This is a genomic window from Pseudomonas sp. (genome assembly GCF_035554175.1).
Classification (GTDB): Bacteria; Pseudomonadota; Gammaproteobacteria; order Pseudomonadales; family Pseudomonadaceae; genus Aquipseudomonas.
In genome coordinates, this window is the sequence record NZ_DATMIV010000030.1 from 212858 (window position 1) to 230539 (window position 17682).

Annotated in this window: 16 protein-coding genes; 13 read left to right on the forward strand and 3 right to left on the reverse strand. The window is 59.7% G+C overall.

Going from position 1 to position 17682, the window contains the following annotated elements; all coding sequences use genetic code 11:
- Window positions 1-207 precede the first annotated feature (207 nt).
- On the reverse strand, window positions 208-2118 hold the full coding sequence (locus VNV36_RS14655; RefSeq protein WP_325718400.1) for a sigma-54-dependent Fis family transcriptional regulator: 1911 nt from the start codon (window positions 2116-2118) through the stop codon (window positions 208-210).
- A 402-nt stretch (window positions 2119-2520) separates the two neighbouring features.
- Here VNV36_RS14655 and exaC point away from each other — a divergent pair, with 402 nt between their 5' ends.
- The 13 genes from exaC (at window position 2521) to darG (ending at window position 15200) form a co-directional block, all read left to right on the forward strand.
- Window positions 2521-4041: an acetaldehyde dehydrogenase ExaC gene (gene exaC, locus VNV36_RS14660; protein WP_325718401.1), complete on the forward strand. Its 1521-nt coding sequence runs from the start codon at window positions 2521-2523 to the stop codon at window positions 4039-4041.
- Between the two features lie 192 nt (window positions 4042-4233).
- Window positions 4234-5685, forward strand: a complete 1452-nt coding sequence (gene eat / locus VNV36_RS14665) for an ethanolamine permease (RefSeq protein ID WP_325718402.1) — start codon at window positions 4234-4236, stop codon at window positions 5683-5685.
- Window positions 5686-5737: 52 nt separating this feature from the next.
- On the forward strand, window positions 5738-7132 hold the full coding sequence (locus tag VNV36_RS14670) for an ethanolamine ammonia-lyase subunit EutB (protein ID WP_325718403.1): 1395 nt from the start codon (window positions 5738-5740) through the stop codon (window positions 7130-7132).
- A 5-nt stretch (window positions 7133-7137) separates the two neighbouring features.
- Entirely contained in the window at window positions 7138-7962 is an 825-nt protein-coding gene (gene eutC / locus VNV36_RS14675) for an ethanolamine ammonia-lyase subunit EutC (protein ID WP_325718404.1), read from the forward strand.
- Between the two features lie 115 nt (window positions 7963-8077).
- The gene (locus tag VNV36_RS14680) at window positions 8078-8539 is read left to right on the forward strand and encodes a GNAT family N-acetyltransferase (RefSeq protein ID WP_007958617.1); all 462 of its coding nucleotides are present in this window, start codon (window positions 8078-8080) and stop codon (window positions 8537-8539) included.
- 268 nt (window positions 8540-8807) lie between these two features.
- A complete protein-coding gene (locus tag VNV36_RS14685; RefSeq protein WP_325718405.1) occupies window positions 8808-9458 on the forward strand; it encodes a DedA family protein in 651 nt (216 codons plus the stop codon).
- Between the two features lie 4 nt (window positions 9459-9462).
- On the forward strand, window positions 9463-10275 hold the full coding sequence (locus VNV36_RS14690; RefSeq protein ID WP_325718406.1) for a M90 family metallopeptidase: 813 nt from the start codon (window positions 9463-9465) through the stop codon (window positions 10273-10275).
- Between the two features lie 112 nt (window positions 10276-10387).
- Entirely contained in the window at window positions 10388-10915 is a 528-nt protein-coding gene (gene ppa, locus VNV36_RS14695; protein ID WP_008052339.1) for an inorganic diphosphatase, read from the forward strand.
- A 218-nt stretch (window positions 10916-11133) separates the two neighbouring features.
- The gene (locus VNV36_RS14700) at window positions 11134-11880 is read left to right on the forward strand and encodes a S24 family peptidase (protein WP_325718407.1); all 747 of its coding nucleotides are present in this window, start codon (window positions 11134-11136) and stop codon (window positions 11878-11880) included.
- A gap of 495 nt (window positions 11881-12375) precedes the next feature.
- Window positions 12376-12720, forward strand: a complete 345-nt coding sequence (locus tag VNV36_RS14705; RefSeq protein WP_325718408.1) for a hypothetical protein — start codon at window positions 12376-12378, stop codon at window positions 12718-12720.
- 177 nt (window positions 12721-12897) lie between these two features.
- Entirely contained in the window at window positions 12898-13473 is a 576-nt protein-coding gene (locus tag VNV36_RS14710) for a DarT ssDNA thymidine ADP-ribosyltransferase family protein (RefSeq protein ID WP_325718409.1), read from the forward strand.
- Window positions 13474-14118, forward strand: coding sequence for a type II toxin-antitoxin system toxin DNA ADP-ribosyl transferase DarT (gene darT / locus VNV36_RS14715; protein WP_325718410.1), 645 nt, complete (start codon window positions 13474-13476; stop codon window positions 14116-14118).
- Complete coding sequence (darG, locus tag VNV36_RS14720; protein ID WP_325718411.1) at window positions 14115-15200, forward strand: type II toxin-antitoxin system antitoxin DNA ADP-ribosyl glycohydrolase DarG; 1086 nt, start codon at window positions 14115-14117, stop codon at window positions 15198-15200. Before darT ends, darG begins: the two co-directional genes overlap by 4 nt.
- Before the next feature lie 45 nt (window positions 15201-15245).
- Here the strand turns inward: darG and VNV36_RS14725 are convergent, their stop codons facing one another.
- Together VNV36_RS14725 and VNV36_RS14730 are read right to left on the reverse strand one after the other, a co-directional pair.
- Window positions 15246-16058, reverse strand: coding sequence for a YfaP family protein (locus VNV36_RS14725; RefSeq protein WP_325718412.1), 813 nt, complete (start codon window positions 16056-16058; stop codon window positions 15246-15248).
- A 3-nt stretch (window positions 16059-16061) separates the two neighbouring features.
- Complete coding sequence (locus tag VNV36_RS14730; protein ID WP_325718413.1) at window positions 16062-17681, reverse strand: DUF2300 domain-containing protein; 1620 nt, start codon at window positions 17679-17681, stop codon at window positions 16062-16064.
- Window position 17682: the final 1 nt, after the last annotated feature.

Consider the following 17682-nt stretch of genomic DNA (forward strand, 5'->3'; position numbering starts at 1 on the left):
GGCCGCAGGTTAGCGTAGGGAGGGGGAAATGGCACTCTTTAGCTTTGTCGACCTGACCCTTGTGGCGAGGGAGCTTGCTCCCGTTCGACAGCGCAGCAGTCGTAAATCCTGCACATGCGGTGCATCTATCTGAACCGAGTCGGCTGGTTTTGGGGCCGCTTCGCCGCCCAGCGGGAGCAAGCTCCCTCGCCACAGGATGTGTGCAAGTCAGGCAGTTCGGGCGATACCGTGTTTGCGCAGCTTCCTGTACAGCGTGTTGCGACTGACCCCCAACTGCTCAGCAGTATGAGTCATATGCCACCGCGCCTGCTCCAGCGCATTGAGCAATGCGAGACGCTCGGCGTCGTCCAGTGGCTGGGCGGCAATCTGCGCCGCCGCTACCGCCGGGCGTGCCTGACGAATCATCACCGGCAAATTCTCAACCCCGATCCGCCCGCCATCACACAACGCCGCCAACGTGCGCAGGACATTGCGCAACTGCCGCACATTGCCCGGCCAAGTGAAGGCCAGCAATGCCTGCCGCGCCGGTTCGTCGAGCAGGATGGTTTCACTGCCCGCCTCCTCTGCCAGCAGAAAATCCAGCAGTTGCGATTTGTCACTGCGCTCGCGCAATGCTGGCAATGCCACTTCCAGGCCATTCAAGCGGTAATACAGATCCTCACGAAAACTGCCATCCTCGACCCGTTCGAGCAGATTGCGGTGTGTCGCACTGATGATCCGCACATCCACCGCGTGCGCCTCACCGCCAATCGGCACTACCTGCCGGTCCTCCAGCACTCGCAGCAAGCGGGTCTGCAAGGCCAGCGGCATGTCGCCGATTTCATCGAGGAACAACGTACCGCCATCAGCCTGCTGCAACTTGCCGCGCATGCCATCCTTGCGTGCCCCGGTAAAACTGCCGCCGCGATAGCCGAACAGTTCGCTCTCGATCAGGCTTTCCGGAATGGCCGCGCAATTGAGCGCGACGAAGGCTTTACTGCCACGCTGGCTGGCCTGATGCACGGCTTTGGCGAACGCTTCCTTGCCCGAGCCGGTTTCGCCATTGATCAACAACGGCACGTCACGCTCGAACACGCGCAGGGCTTTGCGAAAGTCCGCTTGCAACGCTTGGTCGCCGAGACAAATGCCGGACAGGCGTGGCGCTGTCGCGGCGATTGGCGTTGGAATAATCGCTGCAGGTTTGCGCGATTCGCCGCGCAACACGGCAAACAGGTGCCGCCCGTCACGGGTGCGCAGCGGCCAACTGGCGCTGGCATTGGCGCTGGCACGGCCAAGCAGTTCATCCAGCGCGCAATCGAAAAACATCTCTACCGGTTTGCCGAGCAAACCACCGCGAATCTGCCCGAGCAGGTTCAGCGCGCTCTGGTTGACCGCACTGATCCGCCCTTCGCCGTCAAACGCCAGCAGCCCTTCGCTGAACAGGCCGACGGACTCGGCCTGCAAGTGAAAACGCAACAACCATTGATTGTCGAAACAGCGCAGGAAGTAGCAGCTTTCGATCATCTTCGCCGACAGATTGACCAGCGCCATGGTGTGAAACTGGCTCTGGCGCGAGACGTCCGGCCGCGCCGAGGATACGTCGAGTACCGCCAGCAATTCGCCGTGCGGGTCGAACACCGGACTCGCCGAACAGGTCAGCCCGGTGTGACGGCCGCGAAAATGTTCGTCTTGATGAATGGTCAACGCCTGGCGCTCGACCAGGCAGGTGCCGATGCCGTTGGTGCCTTCGCAGGCTTCGCTCCAGTCGGCACCGAGCCAGAGCCCGGCGCGCTCGAAAATCCGACGCTCGGCCGGCGCGGTGACGCAATTGAGGATCACCCCGCGCGCATCGGTCAGCAATACCGCGTGGCCGGCGCCGGACAGTTGTTGATGCAGGCTGCTCATTTCCGTGCCGGCGATCTGCAGCACTTGCTGCAGACGCTCGCGGCTTTCCAGCACTCGGTCGTGCTCAAGCACCGTCGGCGCCATGGTCACTGAAGGATCGAGGTGGTAGTCCTCAAGGCAACGCAGCCACGAGCGAGCGATCGACGGATCGGCACCCGGGCCGTGCACGTGCGGTTTGCCCTGGGTGACGGTGAGAACCTGACGGGCATGGCGACTCAAATGGTTGTCGTGCATTTCTTATTGTTCTCCCCGAGAGGTCGACGCATTCCCGGGTAGGAGCTGCCGAAGGCTGCGATCTTTTGATCTTGATCTTGATCTTGATCTTGAAAAACAAAATCAAAAGATCGCAGCCTGCGGCAGCTCCTACAGGGGTTGCTGTTGGCTGAGGATCCTCCAGCGGCTCCGGCATTGCAATGCTGGCAAGACCGCCCGGTCACGGTATGTACCGAAAGCGCTACAAATTGTCACGTCAGCTGTACCGAAACCAGCACAGCAGCACTCCATTCGTCCGACATAAACCGGCCAAGCCCTTGATTTGCCTGACCTGCGCGGCAGTGGCCCGGCCCTTGCTCTACGCTTATAGCAAGCGCACTTGCGCGTTTCTCTAATAAGTACAAAGCCAAGGAGAACATCATCATGCGTTACGCTCACCCCGGTACTGAAGGCGCTAAAGTCTCGTTCAAGAGCAAGTACGGTAACTACATCGGCGGCGAGTTCGTCGCGCCTGTCAAAGGTCAGTATTTCACCAACACCTCGCCAGTCAACGGCCAGCCAATTGCAGAATTCCCCCGCTCCACCGCCGAAGACATCGACAAGGCCCTGGACGCCGCCCACGCCGCCGCCGATGCCTGGGGCGCCACTTCCGTGCAGGCGCGCTCGCTGATCCTGCTGAAAATCGCCGACCGCATCGAAGCCAACCTCGAACTGCTGGCAATCACCGAGACCTGGGACAACGGCAAAGCCATCCGCGAAACCCTCAACGCCGATATCCCGCTGGCCGCCGACCACTTCCGCTACTTCGCCGGTTGCCTGCGCGCCCAGGAAGGCAGCGCCGCGGAAATCGACGGCAACACTGTGGCCTATCACATCCACGAACCGCTGGGCGTGGTCGGCCAGATCATCCCGTGGAACTTCCCGCTGCTGATGGCCGCATGGAAACTCGCGCCAGCGCTGGCCGCCGGTAACTGCGTGGTGCTCAAGCCGGCCGAGCAAACCCCGCTGGGCATCTGCGTGCTGATGGAACTGATCGGCGACCTGTTGCCGCCGGGCGTGCTCAACGTCGTGCAAGGTTTCGGCAAAGAGGCCGGCGAAGCGCTGGCGACCAGCAAGCGCATCGCCAAGATCGCCTTTACCGGCTCGACCCCGGTCGGCTCGCACATCATGAAATGCGCGGCGGAAAACATCATTCCATCGACCGTCGAACTGGGCGGCAAGTCGCCGAACATCTTCTTCGAAGACATCATGCAGGCCGAACCGAGCTTCATTGAAAAAGCCGCAGAAGGGCTGGTGCTGGCGTTCTTCAACCAGGGCGAAGTGTGCACCTGCCCGTCCCGCGCGCTGGTACAGGAATCGATCTACGACGAATTCATGCAGGCGGTGATGAAGAAAGTCAGCCAGATCAAACGCGGCGATCCGCTGGACACCGAGACCATGGTTGGCGCCCAAGCGTCGGAGCAGCAATTCGACAAGATCCTCTCGTATCTGGAAATCGCCAAAGGCGAAGGCGCAGAGCTGCTGACCGGCGGCAAGGTGGAAAAACTCGAGGGCAGCCTGGCCACCGGTTATTACATCCAGCCGACCCTGCTCAAGGGCACCAACAAGATGCGCGTGTTCCAGGAAGAAATCTTCGGCCCGGTGGTGAGCATCACCACGTTCAAGGACGAAGCCGAAGCCCTGGCGATTGCCAACGATACCGAGTTCGGCCTCGGCGCCGGTCTCTGGACTCGCGATATCAACCGCGCCTACCGCATGGGCCGGGCAATCAAGGCCGGGCGCGTGTGGACCAACTGCTACCACCTGTACCCGGCGCATGCCGCGTTCGGTGGTTACAAGAAGTCCGGCGTCGGGCGTGAGACCCACAAGATGATGCTCGACCATTATCAGCAGACCAAGAATCTGCTGGTGAGCTACGACATCAATCCGTTGGGGTTCTTCTGATCCAGACGGGGTGAGGCAGGTGTTCCTGCTTCGCCCACTGGATTGTCTTCGCGAGCAGGCTCGCTCCCACAGGTGATTTAGGGTCGTACGCAATCCCCTGTGGGAGCGAGCCTGCTCGCGAAAGCGTTGTGCCATTCAACCCAATGGCTTGGCTGTAGCCGGGCCTATAAAACAATAAGAAAGGTGAACCCCATGCCAAGCGAATCCCCGGCTGGCGCTCCGGCGACCGGCTCCTCCGTCGACTTCGAAAAAGTCGGCTCCGACTACTTCCAACAACGCGAACTGAAAAAAGGCGCCGCCGGCTGGGTGCTGCTGGTCGGCCTCGGCGTCGCCTATGTGATCTCGGGCGACTACGCCGGCTGGAACTTCGGCCTTGCCCAGGGTGGCTGGGGCGGTATGTTTCTCGCCACGCTGCTGATGGCGACCATGTACCTGTGCATGTGTTTTTCCCTGGCTGAACTGTCCTCGATGATCCCCACCGCCGGCGGTGGTTACGGTTTCGCCCGCAGTGCTTTCGGGCCATGGGGCGGGTTTCTCACCGGCACCGCGATCCTCATCGAATACGCCATCGCTCCGGCTGCCATCGCGGTGTTTATCGGCGCTTACTGTGAATCATTGTTCGGCATTGGCGGCTGGATGATCTATCTGGCGTTCTACATCATCTTCATCGCCATCCATATTTTCGGTGTCGGTGAAGCGCTCAAACTGATGTTCATCATCACCGCCGTCGCCGCGTTGGCGCTGGGCGTGTTTCTGGTGGCGATGGTGCCGCACTTCAACGTCGCCAACCTGCTCGATATACCGGTGACCACTGCTGCCGGCGCAAGCCCGTTCCTGCCGTTCGGCTATGTCGGCGTGTGGGCCGCGATTCCTTACGCGATCTGGTTTTTCCTCGCTGTCGAAGGGGTGCCGCTGGCTGCCGAGGAAACCAGAAATCCCAAGCGCGACCTGCCACGTGGCCTGATCGGCGCGATGCTGGTGCTGCTGATGTTCGCCCTGCTGATTCTGATCGTTGGCCCCGGCGGCGCTGGCGCCAACTCGTTGCTGACCTCCGGCAACCCGCTGGTCGAAGCGCTGAGCAAAGCCTACGGCGGCTCGACCTGGATGAGCAGCTTCGTCAACCTCGTCGGTCTGGCCGGTTTGATCGCCAGTTTCTTCTCGATCATCTACGCCTACTCGCGGCAGATCTTCGCGCTGTCACGGGCCGGTTATCTGCCGCGCAAACTGTCGCAGACCAACAAAAGCAAGGCGCCGGTGCTGGCGCTGGTGATCCCCGGGATCATCGGTTTCGGTCTGTCGCTGACCGGCCAGGGCGACTTGCTGATTCTGGTCGCGGTGTTCGGCGCTACCATCTCCTATGTGCTGATGATGGCCGCGCACATCACCCTGCGCATCCGCCGCCCCAAAATGGATCGGCCGTATCGCACGCCGGGCGGCATTTTCACTTCCGGTGTGGCGCTGGTGCTGGCCTGCGTCGCCGTGGTGGCGGGCTTCCTCGTCGATCCACGGGTGGTCATCGGCGCAGCGATCATCTATGGAGTGCTAATTGCTTACTTTGCTTTCTACAGTCGGCATCACTTGGTAGCAGGCACGCCGGAAGAAGAATTCGCGGCGATCCAGAAAGCTGAACAAGCCTTGCACTGATTGTCGAAAACCACGGCGCAGGCTTGACCTGCGCCGTCACGGAGAACGCTGAATGGCCAGTTTTGCTCACACGGTCGGCGCGCAGACCTATCGCTTCGACAGCCTCAAAGACGTCATGGCCAAGGCCAGCCCGGCACGCTCGGGGGACTTCCTTGCCGAAATCGCCGCGCTCAACGACGGCGAACGGGTGGCCGCGCAAATGGCGCTGGCGGACATCCCCCTCACGCACTTTTTGCAGGAAGCGCTGATTCCTTATGAAACCGATGAAGTCACCCGACTGATCATCGACACCCACGATAAACAGGCCTTCGCCGTGGTCAGCCACCTCACCGTTGGCGGCTTTCGCGACTGGCTGCTCAGTGATGCGGCGGACGAAACCAGCCTGCGCGCCCTCGCCCCCGGCCTGACCCCGGAAATGGTCGCCGCCGTGTCGAAAATCATGCGCGTGCAGGATCTGGTGCTGGTCGCGCAGAAAATCCGCGTGGTGACAAAGTTTCGCGGCACCCTCGGTTTGCGCGGGCGCCTGTCGACCCGCCTGCAGCCCAACCACCCCACCGACGAACCATCCGGCATCGCCGCGAGCATTCTCGACGGCCTGCTGTACGGCAACGGCGATGCGATGATCGGCGTCAACCCGGCCACCGACAGCATCGCCTCGATCTGCGCGATGCTGGAAATGCTCGACGCGATCATCCAGCGCTACGACATTCCGACCCAGGCCTGCGTGCTGACCCACGTCACCACCTCGATCGAGGCAATCAACCGTGGCGTGCCTTTGGATCTGGTGTTCCAGTCAATTGCCGGCACTGAAGCGGCCAATGCCAGTTTCGGTATCAACCTCAACGTTTTGCAGGAAGGCTACGACGCCGGACTGAGCCTCAAGCGCGGAACCCTCGGGCAGAACCTGATGTATTTCGAGACCGGTCAGGGCAGCGCGTTGTCGGCCAACGCCCACCACGGTGTCGACCAGCAGACCTGCGAGACCAGAGCCTACGCCGTGGCGCGACATTTCAAGCCGTTTCTGGTGAACACCGTCGTAGGATTTATCGGCCCGGAATACCTCTACAACGGCAAGCAGATCATCCGCGCCGGCCTCGAAGACCACTTCTGCGGCAAGTTGCTTGGCGTGCCGATGGGCTGCGACATCTGCTACACCAACCACGCCGAAGCCGATCAGGACGACATGGACACCCTGCTGACCCTGCTCGGCGTCGCCGGGATCAATTTCATCATGGGCATCCCCGGCTCCGACGACATCATGCTCAATTACCAGACCACTTCGTTCCACGACGCCCTCTACGCCCGGCAGACCCTGGGCCTGAAACCGGCGCCGGAGTTCGAGCAATGGCTGGCCAACATGGGCATCTTCACTCAGGCGGACGGCAAGGTTCGCTTCGGCAACAACCTGCCGCCGGCCTTCCGCCAGGCCTTGGCGCACTTGGGATGAGTCTTATGGAAAAACCACCGGTCGATCCGCAAAACCCGTGGCTGGAACTACGCCGCCTGACACCGGCGCGGATTGCCCTGGGCCGCACCGGCACCAGCCTGCCGACGCGGGCGCAGCTGGATTTTCAGTTTGCCCACGCGCAGGCCCGCGATGCCGTGCATCTGGCCTTCGATCATGGCGAGATCAGCAGCCAACTCAGCCAGCGCGGCCGGGAAACGCTGCTGCTGCACAGTGCCGCGCCGGATCGGCACAACTACCTGCAACGCCCGGACCTAGGGCGCAAGCTCAGCGATGAATCGGCGCAAACCTTGCGCGATTACGCCAGCGCACATCCAGGCGGGATCGATCTGGTGATCGTGGTCGCTGATGGCCTGTCGGCGCTGGCGGTGCATCGGCACACGCTGCCGTTGCTGACGCGCATGGAAGAACAGATGAGCGGCGATGGCTGGTCGGTGGCGCCAGTGGTGCTGGTCGAGCAGGGGCGCGTGGCCATTGGTGACGAAATCGGCCAACTGCTGGGCGCGAAAATGGTGGTGATGCTGATCGGCGAGCGTCCGGGCCTGAGTTCGCCGGACAGCCTCGGGCTGTATTTCACCTACGCACCGAAGATCGGGCTGACCGACGCGTATCGCAATTGCATCTCCAATGTCCGGCTTGAGGGTTTGAGCTACGGCATGGCCGCGCATCGCTTGCTGTACCTGATGCGTGAAGCCTGTCGACGGCAGCTGTCGGGGGTCAACCTGAAGGATGAGGCACAGCTGCAGACACTGGAGTCGGACGAGGGCGTCAACATGAAAGGCAATTTCCTGCTTGATCCGCCCCCAGCCTGAACCGTTTCCGCATTGCCTTTGCAAGCGCATTTCAGGCAGGATCGACGCACGGCCGCCCGGGTTTCCCATCGCCGTCAGAGCAGTTGAAGACAGCCACTTGAAGACGAGACCTATCATGCGGATTATTCAAGCGACCCTCGAACATCTGGATTTGCTGACTCCTTTGTTCGTCAAATATCGCGAGTTCTACGGCTCCCTGCCCTACCCGGATTCCTCCCGGGCGTTCCTCGAAAAACGCCTGCGCCGCAAAGAGTCGGTGATCTATCTGGCCCTGGCCGACGATGACGACAAAAAACTCATGGGGTTCTGCCAGCTCTATCCGAGCTTCTCTTCTTTGTCGCTCAAACGCGTGTGGATTCTCAACGATATCTACGTAGCCGAAGACGCACGCCGGCAACTGGTCGCCGACAACCTGATCCGCACTGCGAAGAAAATGGCCAAGGAAACCCAGGCCGTGCGCATGCGCGTTTCTACCAGTGCCGATAATGAAGTCGCACAGAAAACCTACGAATCGATCGGTTTCAAGGAAGATACCGAGTTCAAGAACTACGTCCTGCCGATCAGCGACGAGCTCTGAACCCAAAAAATCGCAGCCTTTGCAGCTCCTGTATTGCGAATGCGTTCCCCTGTAGGAGCTGCCGAAGGCCGCGATCTTTAGAGCTCCCTGTATTGCTGACAATTGCTCACTTCGCGACACTCCCCGCTACAAAACCGACGCGCTTTTCATCGGTCAGACCGTATAATCCCGATCTTTCCGGCTTGTAAGAAAAACTACACCCCGCTGTAGGCTTACACGAAGTCATCCGCACAGGCCTGCCGAGTCGGGCCGTCATACAGGTGCCCCCATGGATTTCAACCCGCTCGACCTTATCCTGCATCTCGATGTGTACCTCGATTTGCTGGTGAACAACTATGGGCCATGGATCTACGCCATCCTGTTTCTGGTGATCTTCTGTGAAACCGGGCTGGTGGTGATGCCGTTCCTGCCGGGCGACTCGCTGCTGTTCATCGCCGGTGCCGTAGCAGCAGGTGGCGGTATGGATCCGGTGTTGCTCGGCGGCCTGCTGATGCTCGCGGCGATCATGGGCGACAGCACCAACTACGTGATCGGGCGCACCGCCGGGGAAAAGCTGTTCAGCAACCCGAACTCGAAAATCTTCCGACGTGACTACCTGCAAAAAACCCACGACTTCTACGACAAGCACGGTGGTAAAACCGTGACCATGGCGCGCTTCCTGCCGATCATCCGCACCTTCGCGCCGTTCGTCGCCGGCGTAGCGCGGATGCCGTACCCGCGTTTCTTCGGCTTCAGCGTGCTCGGCACCCTCCTCTGGGTCGGCGGTCTGGTCACTCTGGGTTACTTCTTCGGCAACGTGCCGTTCATCAAGAAAAACCTGTCACTGCTGGTGGTAGCAATCATCCTGCTATCGCTGGTGCCGATGATCATCGGTGTGGTGCGCAGCCGTTTCGGCGCCAGCAAAGTGCAATCGCACTGATCCGATGTGGTCACTGAGCGCCTGGCGTCGCCGACGCATCCTGGCCAGACACCCGATTGCCGACGACCTGTGGCAACGGGTGCGTCATCAGCTGTCTTTCCTCGACGGCATCAGCGCGGCTGAAGACCAATGGCTGCGCGAAGCCTGCGTGCTGTTTCTCGACGACAAACGCCTCACTGCCCTGCCCGGCGTCGATCTGCATCAGGAACAACGCCTGCTGCTCGCAGCCCAGGCGCAGTTGCCGCTGCTGCATCTCGGTGATCTCAACTGGTATCAGGGTTTTCACGAGATCGTGCTGTACCCCGACGACTTCCTCAGCCCGCAACGCCACCGCGATGCCAGCGGCGTCGAGCACGAGTGGGACGGCGAACACAGCGGTGAGGCCTGGCAGCAGGGGCCGGTGATTCTGGCCTGGCCCGGCGTGCAGGCCAGCGGCGGCTGGGAAGGCTACAACCTGGTGATTCACGAGCTGGCGCACAAGCTCGACATGCTCAACGGCGACGCCAACGGCCTGCCGCCGCTGCACACCGACATGCGCGTCAGCGAATGGGCCGAGGTGATGCAAGCCGCCTACGACGACCTCAACCGCCAGCTCGACCACGATGCCGACGCCGAAACCGCCATCGACCCCTATGCCGCCGAGAACCCGGCCGAGTTCTTCGCGGTGACCAGCGAATACTTCTTCAGCGCCCCGGATCTGCTCTACGAGGCTTATCCACAGGTGTATGCGCAGCTGCGACTTTTCTATCGTCAGGATCCGTTGGGCAGGTTACGGCAACTTCAGGCCACAGACCCGGTCTATCAGGCGCACGAGTAAGCTGTGCACGACTTTCGGTCCATGGCGCCGACGGCAGAATATGCCTATAATCGCCGCCACTTTTTGGTCAATCCGGCCAAGTGTTTTTGGTCAACTACGGGGGCAACGCCCAATGAGCTACAGCAAGATTCCGGCTGGCAAAGACCTGCCGAACGACATCTACGTCGCGATCGAGATCCCGGCCAACCACGCGCCGATCAAATACGAAATCGACAAAGACAGCGATTGCCTGTTCGTTGACCGTTTCATGGCCACCCCAATGTTCTACCCGGCCAACTACGGTTACATCCCGAACACCTTGGCCGACGACGGTGACCCCCTCGACGTGCTGGTCGTGACCCCTTACCCGGTAGCGCCAGGCTCGGTCATCCGCGCCCGTCCGGTCGGCATCCTGAACATGACCGACGACGGCGGCGGCGATGCCAAAGTCATCGCAGTGCCACACGACAAGCTGTCGCAGCTGTACGTCGACGTGAAGGAATACACTGACCTGCCACCACTGCTGATCCAGCAGATCGAGCACTTCTTCGCGAACTACAAAGATCTCGAAAAAGGCAAATGGGTCAAGATCGAAGGCTGGGCAGGTGCAGACGCCGCCCGCGACGCAATCACCAAGTCGGTTGCCGCCTACAAGGGCTAAGCAATCGACCCTCGCGTCAGGCTTGAAAAAAAACCCCGGAAATCCGGGGTTTTTTGTGTCTGCAGGCTTTAGCTAAACAAAGCGTTTAAATTCCTACATGCAGTTTTAATCTGTTTAATTTCCCACAAGAACGTCTTACATCCAGTCGCAAAATACAGGCTTTTTTTGAACGCCCGGTTTATTCAAACCGCTCTAGTCCGGCCGTAGACTCCGTGTTTATGAGAAAGAACACTAGCGGTCCACGATTCAAGGCACTCCTGGAAGCAGCGAACATCAGCACCACGGATTTCGCAAGGTTCTGGGGCACGGAAGCCCAAAACGTTCATAACTGGTACACCCGGGGCGTCCCGGCGTATCGCATGGAAGAAGTCTCACGCCTGTTGTCGGTCAATAGTGAATGGCTGAAAACCGGGGAAGGCGTCAAGGATGTCCCGCGCCTGCACCCACCCGCGAGCAACGGCGACACCTTCGATGCCCAGGCCATCTGCGGCGTCTACACCGTCATCAACCCCAGCGACATCGACCTGGCGTTCTTCAAGGAAACTCCGATCGCCAACGGCGACGGCAAAACCCACGTCATCCTCGACCCCGATCAATCCCTGCGCCTGCCCCGCGCCCACCTCGATCAACTCGACATCCAGTACGCCAATGCCATCTGCGCGCACATGATCGGCAACAGCATGGCCGAACGCATCGAAGATGGCTCCATCGTCGCCATCGACCGCGGCCTGACCCAAGTCGTCGACGGCGAAATCTACGCCGTCGAACACGACGGCATGCTGCGCATCAAATACCTGCACCGCATGCCCGGCAACGGCCTGCGCATGCGCAGCCACAACAGCGCCGAATACCCCGACGAAGTCTTCCGGCCGGCGCAGATCGAGGAGCAGCGGATTCATATATTGGGCTGGGTGTTCTGGTGGTCGACACTGGGCAAGCGCAGGCCGGTGGTGCCGTTTCTATGATTGTGCGCTAAAACCTGTGGGAGCGAGCCTGCTCGCGAACAGGCCCTGAAAGCCGGTACAAATCCAGAGTTTGTACCGTTTCAGTCGCTCTAAACCGCACTTGAGGCTGGGAATCCAAAGCAAAACTCAGTATCCTGCGCCCCACATTCGCGCACCGACCCGCTCAGCGGCCCGGATGACGCCCGACGCGGCAGACCAACGTCTGACCAAGTCCCACAGCCGGACGCAGATCCGGATGTACGTTTTGAAGGCTGACGCGGTTTACCAAAAATAAACCAAGCCAGTCCCCGAGAAGCCGGCCACAAGCCGGCTTTTTAATGCCTGTAAAAAGACTACGCCTCTCGCTTGGAAGGAATCGAACAAGCTGGGCACTACAGTTCCGAAGCGCTTCACAAGGAAGTTAAAACGTGCGATTCGCCCCTCGTTTCACACTGCTTGGACCGGTCATCCTGATCGCTGCGATGAGTTTTTATCTCAGGCTGCGTCGGTGCCATCGTGGCTTTGCCTGAGAAAACCACACTCAGAACTGACGAGTACAAAGCTCTAAGCGCTCGTTCGCTCACGCCAGCGATTACCCGAACCGCGCAATCAGCGCCTACCCGAGAATGGTGTGGCATCACGGTTTGGGCGTTGATCATTCCTGTTCCGCTCAAATTGCCCGTGTGTACTTCGTACTCCGAGCAGTCCTTTGGCAGCAACGAATCTGGAAATGAAATCGTTTTGCTCTATTCAAAACAAACGGTGCCGTCGCCGTTCTACGCCTGCGGCCCGTTCATGATGCTGGGGCCGATTGTGCATGGTTATCAGGGCAATGCACTTTGCGGCGCTTTTCCAAATTAGCCGGGCTCGCGGATAAATGAACACTAATTACCCCGTTATGCTTGCAGCTAAAAATGATGGCACACTAGAATCACAGCGATTGTTCTACCAACCCCCACGGATCGAGGGTTTCATCAACGCGGGGCGAGGCGGGAACTGAATCCAGTTCAGGTTGATGTACAGGTCAAGGAGACCACAATGTCGGACGCAAACATCAGGGAAAAATACTTCGTTTACCACCTCACCTCCGTTGAGAATCTTGATGGAATCTTCAAGGAGGGCCTAAAGCCTCGGGCCAGCCTGGAAAATTTCACCGACGTCGCAGACAGCGAAATCCTCAAAAAGCGCAAAGCGCTCAATCTTGATAGCTATGTTCCATTCCACTGGTTTGCTGCGAATCCTTTTGATGGACGTGTACAGCTCAGTCGGCCTAAAGAGAAATTTGTCCTCATCTCCGTCTTTCGATCATTTGCCAAACAAAACGACTGGAAAATTGTACCGCGTCACCCACTCGCTGATGATGCGATCCAACTGCTCGATTACAACGCAGGGTTTGAAGCAATTAATTGGGAGCTGATGAGTACTCGGGACTATCAGAACCCCGAATGCAAAAGCGTTTGCATGGCCGAATGCCTATCTCCGGAAGTGGTAAACCCGAAAAACTTTTCCAGGATTTATGCTCCCAACGATGAAGTCAGCTCGCTTTGTGAGGCTAAAATGCGCGTGGCAAAGCTTGCGACTCCCATCAGCGTGAATCCCGGAATGTTCTTATAAATGAACTACACCAGCCTGAATCCAGAGAAAGCTCTGATTTGGCGTATCGTCCATCGCGATAACCTGCCCTGGATTCTGGACAACGGTTTGCATTGCGCAACCTCGGAAGCACAGGCGCCTGAGTACGTGAATATCGGCAACGTCGACTTGATCGACAAGCGCCGTTCCCGTCAGGTGCCTATTGCACCCGAGGGCGTTCTGGCCGATTACGTGCCCTTCTATTTCACACCCTTCTCGGTGATGATGCAGAACATTCACTCCGGCTGGAGTGTTCAGCAACGCAGCAACGATGAGATCGTGATTCTGGTCTCAAGCCTGTATCGCGTTACAGAGCTTGGCCTGCCGTTTGTCTTCACCAACGCACATGCCTATCCGAGTTGGACAAACTATTACAGTGATCTGGCGAATCTCGACCAGATCGATTGGTCTATCCTTCAACGACGCGACTTCAAGCGCGACCCTGATGACCCTCGCAAAATGGAGCGTTATCAGGCTGAGGCGCTGATCCACCATCACTTACCGATTACGGGACTACTGGGCATCATGTGCCACACCGATGCAATGAAAGTACGCATAGAAGCAGACGTCGCAGCCAGAGGCCTGACATTGCCTGTCCATGCGCGTCCCAAATGGTATTTCCAATGATCAGATTCACCCAAGGCAACCTGCTGGAAGCCAAGACAGAAGCCCTCGTCAACACGGTGAATACCGTAGGCGTGATGGGCAAGGGCATCGCATTGATGTTCAAAGAGCGCTTTGCGCAGAATTACCGCGTGTATGCAGCGGCGTGTAAGGCCGGGGAAGTAGAAACCGGCAAAATGCATGTGACAGCCACCAACGAACTCGACGGCCCTCGCTGGATCGTGAATTTCCCCACCAAGCGCCACTGGCGGTCGCCGTCGCAAATGGCATGGATCACCGAGGGTTTGCATGACCTGCGGCGGTTCCTGCTTGAAAACGATGTGAAATCCGTTGCGGTTCCACCGTTAGGTGCTGGTAACGGCGGTTTGAAGTGGCCTGAAGTCCGTGAACAGATTGTCGAAGTGTTGGGAGATCTGGATGCTGATGTCTTGGTGTTCGAGCCGTCCAATCAGTATCTGAATGTCGCCAAACGCGCGGGCGTAGAAAAGCTCACGCCAGCCCGAGCGCTTATCGCCGAACTGATTCGTCGCTACTGGGTTTTAGGCATGGAGTGCAGTCTGCTGGAGATTCAGAAGCTCGCCTGGTTTCTTGAGCGCGCTATCGAGCAGCTGCCAGATACCGAGAACCCTCTGAACCTGAAGTTCGTCGCACATAAATATGGCCCATACGCCAACCGGCTTGAACACCTGCTTGATAACCTCGATGGTAGCTATCTGCACTGTGACAAGCGCATCAGCGACGCAGGCATTAATGATGTGATCTGGTTTGATCAAGATCGCAAAGCGTTTTTACAAACGTATCTCAAGACTGAGGCCAAGGCATATTCGCAAGCGTTGGAACGTACGGCGCAACTGATTGACGGTTTTGAGTCGCCATTCGGTATGGAGTTATTGGCCACGGTCGATTGGTTGTTGAGCCAGGAAGGGGTATCTGCGACTGTTCCAGCGCTACGCGAAGCATTGAAGCATTGGGACGGTGGCGCCGGTGCTGCGGCTCGCAAGAGCAAACTGTTCGATGATCAGGCCCTTGATATTGCGCTCAAACGCCTGACATCCAGTACTTTCCGGCCTGGATTAGCGGCCTGAAAGACGCTCGATAAAATTGGGCAGCAACCTGCTGCCCAATTTCCGTCACGGATAACTGAACGACTTCACCAACGTCAACTCCCCCACCCCCCGCATCGGCACCACAAACGTCTCCATTTTCTCGCTCGGCGTGCCCTCTTCGGTGATGACAGTCACCTGCGCCGTCGTCAGCGCCTGCACCGCTTCATCCCCACCCTCTTCATCCCCGCGATAACCGCCGCCGTAATAATTCACATACACCAGATACTGCCCCTTGATCGGCGCGGGCATGGCGGCGATTTCCGGGCCGTAGCCGGTGGTGACGTCGACGTCGAGGGCGGCGCCATTGGGTGCGACGCGGTCGCCGTACCAGATGTGGGCGCCGTCGGGGGTGATCAGGTGCAGGTCGAGATCAGTGCCGTCGCTGTCCCAGGCCAACAGGATGCGGAGTTTGGCCGGGGTGGCGCCGCCGCGGGCGTTGAGGAATTGCGTGCGGTGGCGTTGCTGGCCGTCGGCGCTGCGGACTTCGACGCTGTTGCTGCCGTTGGGGAAGGAGAACGGGCGATCGAAGCCACCGGCCGGGTCGATTTTCAGCGGCATACTGACGCCGTTGACGATCAGGCGGCCGGGTTCGTTGTTCTTGGGGACGGCTTTGATCTGACCGCTGATTCTGGCGGTATTGGCCTGGCCAACCGGTGTGTTGACCGACGAGGCCGGGTAGTTGACGGTCTGGCGGAAGCTTTCGCCCTCGCCTTGCGGTGCGCCGCTGCGCCAGCCGCCGACCGGGGTGTCGGGTCTGACGCCATCGGCGGCGATAGCCTGCGGCATTACGTTGAGGGCACAGAGCAGCAGCAAGACCTGTGGATAACGGAGTGTCATGGTCTATTCCAGCAAAAGGTGACGGGCGAGCCCTTCGATGTAGGTTTCATCCTGGCCGTTGGGGTGTGCTTCGAAGGCCAGGTGCAGATATTCGTGGGTCAGGTCGAGACGATCCTGCAGGGACAGCACGCCGCGCACGTAGATGCGCTGGCGTTCGCGGTCGACGAAGGGCCGGCCGAAGGCGAGTTTGCACACGGCGAACCTGCTGACTTCGTTGTAGCCGGTTTCGCTTTCAAGTTTCGTTCGCCAGCCGCGTCGCTGCTTCTGCAGCCAGTCTTGCGCGGCGGGCAATGCTTCGCAGGAGGCGACCGGGTTGTCCCAGCGACTGAGGCTGGCGCGCGGATAGGCGTGCAGCAGAATCGCGTCGTAACGCTGGCCGGCGTTGGCTTGCTCAACGGCTTGTTGCCAGGCGAGTTTGTCCGGGCCGGGTTGCTCGGAATGATAGGTGACGGTGCTGCCGGCCAGGACCAGATCGGCGGTCCAGGCGGCGATGTTGCGTGACTCACTGGCGGCCGGGCGTGGTGCGACCCGTTGGCGACTGCTGCTGTCATCGATGCTCAGGCAGTCACCGTGGCGCGTGGCGTTTTGCAGCAGGTAGGTGCGGATGGCCACGGCGAGGGCTTTGGCGGCTTCGGCGGGTTCGGGTCTGGCTTCGCGTTCGAGGACGCGGGCGACGTACTCCTCACGATCCAGCCGCGCGACGAGTTTGTCGTCGAGCAGAAACATTTCGCCGTCGCTGTGGATATCCAGCGCGTTGCCGTTGGCGAATTCGACGCGGTAGTCGCCACGCAAAGGGCCGGACGTGACAACACGATCAGCGGCCAGAACCTGCAATATCGGGTAATTCGAGAACAGCCCGACCTCCACGCAGCGGCCTGCGTCCACTGGCCAGACCGTCGGCACTACGCTGGCCAACGCCTGACCGTAATGACGCAACACCATCTGACTGGTGCCGCGTCCACCCGCCCAGATCGGCGCGCCGTCGGCGGTCCAGCCGGCGAATCCACCCTGACGTGATTGCGCATCCTGATCGCCAGGCCAGCTCCAGGTTTTCACCCGCAAGCGCCCGCCTAGCTCGCCGACGACGTTGCCGTCGGCGGCATTCAGAAGCACATCGAGCAGCACCCGGCGCAGCTGATCCTGAGCTGGCAGCAACGCCAGAACGCCCAGCAACTGCGCTACTGAAACCCGAGTCGCCGGTTGTACGGAAGGCAAGTCCAGCAACCACGAAGGCGCTTTCCGTGCCTGCCAGTACGTCCGCCAATCAGTAGAAGAAATCCCCAACCGCGCCGGCTCGAAATACAAACCGCAGGATTTCACCAAGGCCTGATCACGCTCGATTCGGCCTCCCGCCGAGCAGCAATAAACCTCTTCCTTCGACTGCCCACGACATTCATAGGCAGACTCCTGAGCGCCGGTATCCACCAGCCAGGCGTAGACGAACAATTTCCACAGGCTGCCCAGCGGCGCGTCCAGCGATGCTGGCAACGGTTCGCGAGCGATCAGTTGCGTGTGATTCAGCGAAAGCAATTCGCCTTTGTAGGCGACGCGCAACGGCTCCTCCTGCGCCGTCGCCAGCGCAGGCATCACACACATCAGCAGCCACAGCAGCGGCTGGCGCATG

What these genes read in the sequence shown, in the direction of transcription:
- ppa (WP_008052339.1), top strand. Translation starts at nt 10,388, where the DNA reads ATGAGCTACAGCAAGATTCCGGCTGGCAAAGACCTGCCGAACGACATC.
- darG (WP_325718411.1), top strand. Translation starts at nt 14,115, where the DNA reads ATGATCAGATTCACCCAAGGCAACCTGCTGGAAGCCAAGACAGAAGCC.
- VNV36_RS14700 (WP_325718407.1), top strand. Translation starts at nt 11,134, where the DNA reads ATGAGAAAGAACACTAGCGGTCCACGATTCAAGGCACTCCTGGAAGCA.
- VNV36_RS14685 (WP_325718405.1), top strand. Translation starts at nt 8,808, where the DNA reads ATGGATTTCAACCCGCTCGACCTTATCCTGCATCTCGATGTGTACCTC.
- VNV36_RS14680 (WP_007958617.1), top strand. Translation starts at nt 8,078, where the DNA reads ATGCGGATTATTCAAGCGACCCTCGAACATCTGGATTTGCTGACTCCT.
- eat (WP_325718402.1), top strand. Translation starts at nt 4,234, where the DNA reads ATGCCAAGCGAATCCCCGGCTGGCGCTCCGGCGACCGGCTCCTCCGTC.
- eutC (WP_325718404.1), top strand. Translation starts at nt 7,138, where the DNA reads ATGGAAAAACCACCGGTCGATCCGCAAAACCCGTGGCTGGAACTACGC.
- darT (WP_325718410.1), top strand. Translation starts at nt 13,474, where the DNA reads ATGAACTACACCAGCCTGAATCCAGAGAAAGCTCTGATTTGGCGTATC.
- VNV36_RS14710 (WP_325718409.1), top strand. Translation starts at nt 12,898, where the DNA reads ATGTCGGACGCAAACATCAGGGAAAAATACTTCGTTTACCACCTCACC.
- VNV36_RS14670 (WP_325718403.1), top strand. Translation starts at nt 5,738, where the DNA reads ATGGCCAGTTTTGCTCACACGGTCGGCGCGCAGACCTATCGCTTCGAC.
- VNV36_RS14725 (WP_325718412.1), bottom strand. Translation starts at nt 16,058, where the DNA reads ATGACACTCCGTTATCCACAGGTCTTGCTGCTGCTCTGTGCCCTCAAC.
- exaC (WP_325718401.1), top strand. Translation starts at nt 2,521, where the DNA reads ATGCGTTACGCTCACCCCGGTACTGAAGGCGCTAAAGTCTCGTTCAAG.
- VNV36_RS14655 (WP_325718400.1), bottom strand. Translation starts at nt 2,118, where the DNA reads ATGCACGACAACCATTTGAGTCGCCATGCCCGTCAGGTTCTCACCGTC.
- VNV36_RS14690 (WP_325718406.1), top strand. Translation starts at nt 9,463, where the DNA reads ATGTGGTCACTGAGCGCCTGGCGTCGCCGACGCATCCTGGCCAGACAC.
- VNV36_RS14730 (WP_325718413.1), bottom strand. Translation starts at nt 17,681, where the DNA reads ATGCGCCAGCCGCTGCTGTGGCTGCTGATGTGTGTGATGCCTGCGCTG.